Raw genomic sequence first — 10,151 nt, forward strand, 5'->3', positions numbered from 1 at the left:
CAACCGGCTGCAGATGATCATGAAGAGCATCCACCAGACCTGTTTGAATGCGGCCGAGCAGTACGGCACGCCGGGCAATTACATGAACGGGGCCAACATCGCCGGTTTCGTCAAGGTGGTGGATGCCATGATCGACCAGGGTGTGGTATAGGTTTTTTCGGTTCACGGACATGGTAGAGCGGCGTCCATCCGCAATCAATTGCATATCGAAGACCCCGATATGGCGGATAGATGCCGCTCCTTGTTTTTATCGATTCCTTTTTCGAATAGAAAAAAAATGACCGTCAGGCAACTCAGAAATACAAAAGACCGCATGCGGCATGCCATTTTCTACGAGCTTATGGGTCTGATCCTAGCCGTGCCACTGGCCGCATGGGGATTTGGAACGGACCTGTGGGATACCGGCGTCTTAGGCATTTTTTTCAGCATCCTGGCCATGATCTGGAACATGGTCTACAATCACTATTTCGATATCATGCTGCTGAAATATGGAGGCAACCCCGCGCATCGGGGTTTTTGGCTTCGAGCCGTCCACGCCCTTTTATTTGAAGCGGGATTCATCATCGTCAGTGTCCCGGCCATCGCCTGGTGGCTGTCTCTTTCCCTTGCAAAAGCATTGGCCATGGACCTGGGGTTTACCTTTTTTTACATCGGGTACACCTATCTGTACAATTGGGTCTATGATCGGATTTTCCCCTATCCGGGGTTCAATGCAAAAGGTGTATAGACATGCCAATATGGCAAAATCAGGACTGCTTCCCTGAGGTCATGGTAAAGCGCTTTTAACATGAACGAATTTCCCCTGCCCGGCATCATCGAATTCCTCAAGAAGGTAGTACCCTTCAACACCCTTGACGGCGCAGCCCTGCAGGAGGTGGTCGCCGCCACCCGGGTTGCCTTTTACCCGGCCGGTGAACGGATCATCCGCATGGGCGAGGCGGCCGGCGGCTATCTGTACATCGTTCAGACCGGCTGCGCCCGCGTGACCATCACCGATGAATCCGGTGATGCGCTGCTGGTTGATTTCAGGGGAGAAGGCGACAGCTTCGGCGCGGTGAGTCTGCTCAAAGGCGGCAACGCCCTGTTCAATGTCACGGCCGAAGAAGACGTGATCGTTTTTCTCATTCCCAAAGCCACGGTGGATCATCTGTTGAGGGTGCATCGGTCGTTTCAGCGCTTCTTCGGTTTTTCCCTGGCCCGCAATTTCAAGGCGGTGCGTAAGTCCGCCGATGATCAACTCAACCTCCTGAACCGCGACAATCAGCTTCAAGTGGACCTGTTCATGACGGGAAAAAAGGTTCGATCGCTGATGTCGACGAACCTGTTGACCTGCGGCCGGCAGACGACGGTTCAGCAGGCGGCCGGCATGATGAAGCAACGCGGCGTCGGCGCCATCGTCGTCATGGGCAAGGACGGCGCACCCAACGGGATTCTCACCGACGCCGACCTCCGCAGCAAGATCATCGCCGAAGGCCGCGACCTCGACACACCGGTCAGTCTGATCATGAGTACGCCGATCCGGACCGTTTCGCCCCGGGCCTACACCTTCGACGCCCTGCTGGACATGAGCCGTTTCGGGGTCAGCCACCTGGTCGTCACCGAAAAGAAACAGGCCGTGGGGATTGTCAGCGAGCACGATTTTCAGTTGGCCATCGGCAGTTCACCCATCGGTATGATCGGGGATATCACCAAAGCCACGACCGTATCGGAGCTGGTCGACAAGCGCGTGCATATCGACCGGGTGCTGGAGATGGCCATGCACCGCAGCGGTGCGGTCAAGCCCATGGTTGCCCTGATCGCGGAATTGAACGACCGCGTCACCCGCCAGTTTATCCGCGTGATCGAAAACGAGATGATCGTGCAAGGCTACGGCCCCCCACCGTCTCCTTACTGCTGGCTGGCCATGGGAAGCGAAGGACGCCAGGAGCAAACCCTTTACTCAGACCAGGACAACGCGCTCCTGTATGCGAATGTTCCCGAGGGTGAGGACACCGCGGTGAAAAGCTGGTTTTTGAATCTGTCCCAGCGGGTCGTGGATGCTCTGGAACGCTTCGGCATACCCAAGTGTCCGGGCGGCATCATGGCCAGTAATCCGCAATGGTGTATGTGCCAGGACGACTGGTGCAGGCTGTTTGGCGGCTGGATCGCCGACCCCACACCCGAGAGCTTGAGAATGGCATCGATCTTTTTCGATTTTCGCGGAATCACCACCGAGTTTGACGGCGCCCTGAAGCTCAGAGCGGAACTCACCCGCATGGCGGCAGGAAAAAAACATTTTGCGCGGGTGTTGGCCCAAAATGCCCTCCACAACCGGCCGCCCCTTGGATTTCTACGTCAGTTCGTGATTGAGAAGTCGGGAGAACACAACAGTGGACTCAATTTAAAACTGCGCGGCCTGGCACCGGTGGTGGACGTCGCCCGGGTGCTGGCGCTGGAACTGAGTGTGGACGCCACCAATACCCTGGAACGCCTGATGGCGGCCACTCGAAAAAAAATACTGCGACCTGGTTTTTTTTCAGCCGTCGACGATGCCTACGACTATATCAATTTCATCCGAATCGGCCATCATTTAAGGGCTCGCACCGAGGGAATGCCGATGAACAACTTTGTAGACCCGGGACTGCTCAACCCCATGGAGAGAAAGGTTCTCAAGGAAAGTTTCTCCATCATCAGCCATCTGCAGGAGTTGCTGGCGGCCCGCTACAGGCTGTAAGGAGAAATAATGGGGCGCCTATTCACGGCTCGGTTGATCAACCGGCTGCTTCGGATGCGCATCGGGAAAAAGCCCCTGACCCCTCCGGCTTCGGCCAATCTGCAGGCCCTGGACCATCTGGACGGTGCCAGCCCCGCCGATTCGTATACCTATACGGTGGTAGATATCGAAACAACCGGCCTGGATCTGAAGCACAGCCGAATCGTAAGCATCGGCGCATTCAAAATCACGCAGGGGCAAATTCACCTGGGACGAATGTTCGACCGGCTGGTGAACCCGGGCAGGGATATCCCGCCGGCCTCCATCACGGTGCACGGCATCGTTCCGGCCATGGTCGCCGCCGCCCCGACCGGACCGGAGGCGTTGGATGCCTTTCTGCAATACTTGGGAAGCGACATCCTTGTGGCCCATAATGCCATGTTCGATCTGAATTTTATGAACCGCCTGATGGTGGCTTGCCATGGATTCACCCTCCAGAATCTGACGATCGACACCCGGGCGTTGTGTGATCACATAATCCTGCCAAAGCTATTCAGACCGATGCCGAGACAGACCAAGCTGCTGGGCCGTGGCGCGATCAATCCTGCCTTGCACCCACACCGGAAAAGCTTGGAAGAAATCGCCCATCTTTTGGGCATCAAGGTTCATCAGCGCCACACGGCCGTCGGTGATGCATTGGCTGCGGCCATGATCTTCCAACGCGGCCTGGCCATGCTTAAACACCGCAGCCGGGGCCGGCTGAACGACCTGATTCGGGCAAGTTCTTTTTAACAGCCTTGTTAGAAGGGTTTTCTTTGATGCCGTCTGCCGCTTCGGCATGCGCGACAGAGACTGGCCCCATTTTATTTCACCAGTCGGACCGTTTTTCGTTCCCATTGACAGTCGATTGGAAAAACTCATACTATTGAACCGCGATGGCACTCACCCACTCATTGCTTGCGAATCATAGCCATGAAACCAAAGCGATCCATTCATCAAAGTAAGCAAAAGGATCTGTTCCGCACTGAGCTCAAGAAAATGATCGATCACGGGCATGGGCTGGTCAAACTAGCCGAGGCCGTCAACTGGGATCGCATGGACGCGGCGTTCGCTGAACGCTATTGCCCAGGTAACGGCCGGCCGGCCATCGGCACCCGGTTGATGGTGTCGCTGCAATACCTGAAATACATCTACAACCTCAGTGACAATGATGTCGTTTACGGATGGGCAGAAAACCCCTACTGGCAGTATTTGAGCGGAATGCAATATTTCGAGCACGATCCGCCGATCAATCCGTCCAGCATGTCTCGATGGCGCAAACGAATCGGTGAGGCCGGGGCAGAAGCACTGCTCAAAGAAACCATTGCTGCCGGCTTGACGATCAAAGCGGTCAAGCCCCATCCGTTTTCACGGGTCAATGTGGATACGATCGCCCAGGGAAAGGATCCACAGGGAGATTCAAAGACCATCCTCAGAATTTGGCATGGACGGACACCTGTATCTCAAGCCGATAGGTATGCTGAATTTCTGAAAGAGAGGGCCGTGCCCGATTATAGCGCGATAGTCGGCTTAAAGAAGCTCTATTTCCTCCGGCGAATCGACGATGAGGCAGCCCATTTTCTGTTGGTTACCATGTGGGACTCGATGGACGCAGTAAAAAAATTTGCCGGGGAGCATCCCGAAATAGCCAAATATTACCCGGAAGATGATTCTTTTTTGCTTGAAAAAGAAGAGACTTCAGCTCTGTATGAAGTGTTTTTTGAAAAGTAATGAACGCATAACAACAGCTTCCAGCAGACCGCCAGAACGGTGCCGATTTTAAAAAGTGTTGTTTAATTGTGAGTTTTCACAATTTTAGAAATAATTACTTGAAGCTGGCGGCTGCTGAAGCTGAGCGTTAGCTGAATCTTGCTCAACATTGAGCTAAACATGAAAGGCAGTGCTATGAAGAAAATGATTTACAATATCGGTGTTATTCTTGCTCTATGGCTTGTGTTCACCAACCAAGTATTTTCCCAGCAAGTAGAGATACCTTATGTGCATATTCCCAGCACGATATCCCAGGAAGCACAGGCGTTCCTGCGAGCGCTACCCGATCCGAATCTGGAACCCGCATTCCCGGACCCTGATGAGATCGAAAAATGGATGGCTGTACAACAAGCGGCAGAGGCCCGCAATCTCGAAATGCAGAAAGTCTTGGTCGATCGTCTACAGCCAAACGTGACGAAAAGGGACTTCGGAGGTGTACCCGTCCTCGATATTAAGGCTAGGGGGTGGGAAGACAATGGCAAGGTGCTGGTGTACACACACGGTGGTGCTTACACGTTTCAAAGTGCCGCGTCAACCCTCGCCAGCAGTGCCTTGGTAGCAGATCGCACTGGGATGCGTGTCATATCCGTCGACTACACACTGGCACCGCACTCAAAGTGGCGACAGACGATCGCACAGGTCATCACAGTTTTCAATGAGCTCAAGAAACAAGGTTACGCCATGGCCGATATTGCTATCTACGGTGATTCGGCGGGAGGCGGAATGGCGGCCGGTGTTGTTCTGAAGATGCGTGACGATGGCATGGGAATGCCGGCCGCGGTCGTCTTGTGGTCACCCTGGGCAGACATCACCGAGACCGGCGACAGCTACGAGACGCTGAAGCTGGCCGAGCCGATGTACATATACGAGAAACATCTGAAGCACTCTGCTGATGCCTACGCCGACCCGAAGGATCAGAAGAATCCATATGTGTCACCGGTGTACGGAGACTACACAAAGGGCTTTCCACCAACACTGATACAGGGTGGCACCAAAGAGATTTTCCTGAGTAACTTTATTCGGCTTTACCAGGCCTTGGATTCGGATGGGCAGAAAGTAAAGCTCGATCTCTACGAGGGGATGTCACACGTATTTCAGGCCTTCATGCCCGACACACCAGAGTCAAAAAGGGCACTGGGGAAAGTTGATGCGTTTCTTAAGCAACATCTGGGTAAGTGAAGAGTCAATTAGTCAGTCATCAGCAGCTAACGCTATCAAAAAGGAGAAAGTAAACATGAGAAAAACTCTATCGACGATCCTCGTGGCGTTTTTCACGCTTAGTGCCGGATTGAGCTATGCGGCAAAACTTACCGACAAGGAAATTGATAATATCGTCCGTCGTTCTTATCAATACGTCGCGATGTTCAACACCAACAATAACTTTGCGATGCAGGAAGGGAACCCCTTAGGCACTGGTGGCTGGAACAAAATGTTGGTCCCTGAAACACTTTCAGATCATACGCTCACGGCGATTCCGCGGCCCAATAACGACTCGCTCTATCTGATTTCAATGCTGGATATGCGAGATGACGCGATTGTGATCCAATTTCCGGAATTTGATTCGAAGTACGTGTCATTAGAAACTTCCGCTTACGACCACTACATTGATGTCCCGCTTTCGACGATCAAGGGTGACTTCAAGAAGCCCACGACAATGCTCTTCTATACCGCGCGCACAAAAAACTATAAAGGCGAGCCGGTCAAGGGGATCGACAAAACCTTAAAGATGACTGGTGACTTCGCCATTGCCTTCCTGCGCGTCACGCCGCATGCAAGCGAGCCTGAACGAATGAAGCGGAATATTGCGGCGATGAAAACCCAGAAGCTTATGACCTTGTCGGAATATCAGGGCAAGGCGAAACTGCCGACCAGCGAAGTCAATTTCCCGGCGTTCAGCAATGATCAGGCTGTCTTCAAGAACAATTTTCTTGAAGCGATGCAGTTCATCTTTAATCACACAACATTCGACCCTGAAGATGAAATGGATCAAAAAGTCCTGGCCGCGCTGGCGCCGCTGGGTGTGGAGCCGGGCAAGCAATTTAATGCTGACAAAGTCGCCAAGATCGATGGTGAGAGGTTTGCCAAAGTTGCTGAAGAAGTCCTTATCGAGTCCTTGAAGACTTGGAATGATCCAAAAGGCAATCCGCACCTCACCAAAGTCTTCCAGCCGAAAGGCAAGATGACACTTGCGCCGATGGTCGCGCAGTCATGTGTCGGTCCGATCGGTCTGCCTTTCGACCAGGCGCAGTATCCTGGTATCGGGACAGCCGATGGGCCGCCAATCAATGCCAAAGGTCACTATGTGATCAGGATGTCCAAAGAACAGCTGCCGCCTGCGAAGGCTTTCTGGTCGGCCACCCTCTACGATGCCAAGAAGGGTCTCTTTATACCGAATGACAATTACAAATACAGTGTCGGCGAAAACGGTGGGATGAAATTGGATCAGTCGGGTGGCCTGGAAATCCATATATCGCCCAAACAGCCCGAGGGTGTGCCAAGGGAGAACTGGTTGCCATCAGGCGGGAAGGACGAAAAGTTGGATGTAATTATGCGCGTCTACGCGCCGGACATTGAGGCAATGAAGACCTGGAAAGCACCCAAGGCTGAGAAGCTGTAAAACAAGGAGAGCAAACCAACGGTTGCAGCGGACGGCTCTATCGTGCCGTCGCCGAACCGGAGCGTTATGACCGTGAATATCTGCTGATTGAATCGTCTCGGGAGTCGGATATGCCATCCGACGAGGTGAATCCATCACCAAACCCCATGGATATCGCGTGCTAAAAGCTCAATGAGATAATTAGAGGCGTCCCCGAAATCAGATGGGAATCAGGAACATGACCGAAGAAGAGACCACAGCGGGCGATAAACGAAAGCGGGGAATTACCGTCCCCCTGCAATACAAGATCGATCTCATTAGTCGTCTCGTCCGGCAGGTGGTACGCCAGCAGGCCGGCAATGTGACCGCCCGGTTGATCGAGGATTTGATGGATCGTTGCGAGGCCGCCGCCAGATCGGATCAGTGGCGATCCCACACCGGTCTGCAGCCGCGTATCGAGGACCTGGACCTTGAACAACTGGTCTGGGTTTGCCGCGTCTTCACCGCTTTTTTCCACCTTGTCAACGAGGCCGAACGTCAGGAGATCACCCGCATCAACCGCCTGGCAGCGCAAACGGAGACGCCGGATAACCCGCGTAAAGGGTCAATTCTCGAGGCGGTCTATCACCTCAAGCAGCAGGGCAAATCCGAACACGACATGCAACTGCTGGTTAACGAGTTGGACATCGAACCGACCCTCACCGCCCATCCCACAGAGGCTCGTCGCGGGACCATTCTATTCAAGCAGAACCGAATCGCCGGGTTGCTGGAACGCCTTTCCCAGGACCGCGCGCTGTCCGAGCAGGCCATGGCCGAAACCATCGACCGCATCGCGAATGAGGTGGCCCTGTTGCTGGTTACAGACGACGTGCGTTCGGATCGGCTGCGCGTACAGGATGAGGTGCAAAACGGCATCTACTACCAGACCCACGCCATCTGGGATACCCTGCCGCGCATTATCGACGATTTGCGCAAAGCGCTGGACACCTATTTCGACGTCGGCGATCTGGCCCCTCCCTTTCTGCGATTTCGCTCCTGGATCGGCGGCGACCGGGACGGCAACCCTTTTGTGACCCACGAAATCACGGCCCAGACACTGGATGCCCACCGCAATGCGGCCCTGGATAACCACATAAAGGCCCTCGAAGCCTTATGGCGGGAGTTGAGCATCTCCTCGCAGCGGGTGGCCGTGCCCCATTGCCTGATGGAAGATCTTCAACACGAGGCCGAGACGGTCGCGCTGGATCCGGATGAGCGGCATCGGTACCGCTTCGAGCCCTTCCGCCTCAAAATCGCCTACATGCTGGAACACCTAAAGCAATTCCGCGTGGACCCGGAAGGCAGCGTCTACAGTGTATCGAGATTCCAGGACGATTTAAACTTGCTGAAAAAGAGTTTGGCCGACAGCGGGCTCGGGGCGCTTTCATCCTACCGCAGCCTTTCCGATCTGATCGTCCGCAGCCGGGTGTTCGGCTTTCATCTGGCTGCTCTGGACATCCGGCAGCACAGCCGCGTACACGAGGCCGTGATTGCAGAGCTGTTTAGGTTGTCCGGCGTCAGCGAAAACTATCAGACCCTCGCTGAGTCGGAAAAAGTCGCTCTCCTGGAAAAAGAGCTGGCCAATCCGCGGCCGCTTTATCGCGATCCAGAAGACTTTTCGGATCAAACCGTCGAACTACTGGATGTTTTAAAGCTGATGCGCCGGGTGATCCGCAAGGATGAACATGCTATCGGTGCTTACATCATAAGCATGACCCATTCGGTGAGCGACTTGCTGGAAGTGCTGCTGCTGGCCAAAGAGGTCGGCATGTGGCGCATGAAGGACGGCGTCGCCACCACACAATTGGATTTGGTGCCGTTGTTTGAAACCATCGAGGATTTGGAAGCGGCTGCGCAGTTGATGGCGTCTCTTTATAAAAATGCGCTCTACCGGTGTCATCTCGAGGCCCGCGGCAACTTTCAGGAGATTATGCTCGGCTACTCGGACAGCAACAAGGACGGCGGTTTCTGGATGGCCAACTGGGCGCTGCACAAGGGCCAGGAGCTCCTATCGGAAGTGAGCCGGCAAAACAATATCAAGGTGCGCTTCTTCCACGGCCGGGGCGGCAGCGTGGGACGCGGCGGCGGTCGTGCCAATCAGGCCATTTTCGCCATCCCCATCCAGAGCCGCAGTGGAAGCATGCGGTTTACGGAACAAGGCGAAGTGATCTCCTTTCGTTATGCCCGGCCCTTCATTGCCCGCCGGCATCTTGAGCAGATCGTCAATGCAGTGCTGCAGACCGCCCATGACACCGAATGCGACATGGGCTGCAGCCCGCCCATGCAGGCCCTGATGGAGCGCATCGCCACCCAATCGATGCAGGCCTACCGCACTCTCATTGACGATGGGAAGCTTTGGCAGTGGTATAAACAGATTACGCCCATCGAGCATATCGGCAACCTGCCCATTGCCTCCCGGCCGGTCTCCAGGGTCTCGGCCAGCGAGGTGAATTTCGACGACCTTCGGGCCATTCCTTGGGTTTTTTCCTGGACCCAGACCCGCTACAACCTGCCGGGCTGGTATGGTGCCGGCACGGCCATTGAAGAAGAAATCACAAAAGATCCGAAGGCCTTGGAACTGTTGCAGGCGATGTGGCAAAGCTGGCCCTTTTTCCGTACGGTGATCGAAAATGTGCAGCTGGAGCTGGCCCGCACACGCATGGAAATCGCTAAAACCTATAGCGGCCTTTCTGAGTATCAATTCCATGACATCATCGCAGCGGAGTTCGAAAAGACGCGTGCCGTCGTATTAAAGATCACCGGCCATGAAAGGCTGCTGGACAACCACAGGGCCATTCAGGAATCCATCGTCCTGCGTAACCCCTACACCGACGTGCTCAACCTGATCCAGATCGAACTGCTCAGACGCTGGGCTGGACGCACCGAGAAGCAATCCATTCCCTTGCGCCAGGCCCTGTTTCTCAGCATCAACGGGATTGCGGCGGCTATGCAGAGTACTGGGTGATGCATAAGCCTCCTACAGAAAATCGAAATCGGCATCGAACAAAGTCTAAA

At 54.5% G+C, this 10,151-nt stretch carries 6 protein-coding genes and 2 pseudogenes; all 8 read left to right on the forward strand.

Annotated features, from left to right (window positions below; all coding sequences use genetic code 11):
• A pseudogene (locus tag ABYV26_RS12930) lies at nt 1-151 on the forward strand (glutamate dehydrogenase); the annotation flags it as partial.
• A gap of 126 nt (nt 152-277) precedes the next feature.
• Nucleotides 278-727 (forward strand): PACE efflux transporter, encoded by a 450-nt coding sequence (locus ABYV26_RS12935; protein ID WP_372681617.1) that lies wholly within the window; start codon nt 278-280, stop codon nt 725-727.
• Between the two features lie 60 nt (nt 728-787).
• Complete coding sequence (locus ABYV26_RS12940) at nt 788-2,713, forward strand: DUF294 nucleotidyltransferase-like domain-containing protein (RefSeq protein WP_372681619.1); 1,926 nt, start codon at nt 788-790, stop codon at nt 2,711-2,713.
• Between the two features lie 9 nt (nt 2,714-2,722).
• Nucleotides 2,723-3,484: a PolC-type DNA polymerase III gene (locus ABYV26_RS12945; RefSeq protein WP_372681621.1), complete on the forward strand. Its 762-nt coding sequence runs from the start codon at nt 2,723-2,725 to the stop codon at nt 3,482-3,484.
• Between the two features lie 180 nt (nt 3,485-3,664).
• Nucleotides 3,665-4,138, forward strand: a pseudogene (locus tag ABYV26_RS12950) (transposase); the annotation flags it as partial.
• A 498-nt stretch (nt 4,139-4,636) separates the two neighbouring features.
• On the forward strand, nt 4,637-5,680 hold the full coding sequence (locus tag ABYV26_RS12955; RefSeq protein WP_372681623.1) for an alpha/beta hydrolase: 1,044 nt from the start codon (nt 4,637-4,639) through the stop codon (nt 5,678-5,680).
• A gap of 55 nt (nt 5,681-5,735) precedes the next feature.
• A complete protein-coding gene (locus ABYV26_RS12960) occupies nt 5,736-7,118 on the forward strand; it encodes a DUF1214 domain-containing protein (RefSeq protein ID WP_372681624.1) in 1,383 nt (460 codons plus the stop codon).
• 217 nt (nt 7,119-7,335) lie between these two features.
• Nucleotides 7,336-10,101 carry a phosphoenolpyruvate carboxylase gene (ppc, locus tag ABYV26_RS12965; protein WP_372681626.1) on the forward strand — a complete coding sequence of 922 codons (2,766 nt, stop codon included), beginning with the start codon at nt 7,336-7,338 and terminating at the stop codon, nt 10,099-10,101.
• The last annotated feature ends 50 nt before the right edge of the window (nt 10,102-10,151 follow it).

This window comes from Desulfosarcina sp. (assembly GCF_041551955.1).
GTDB lineage: Bacteria > Desulfobacterota > Desulfobacteria > Desulfobacterales > Desulfosarcinaceae > Desulfosarcina.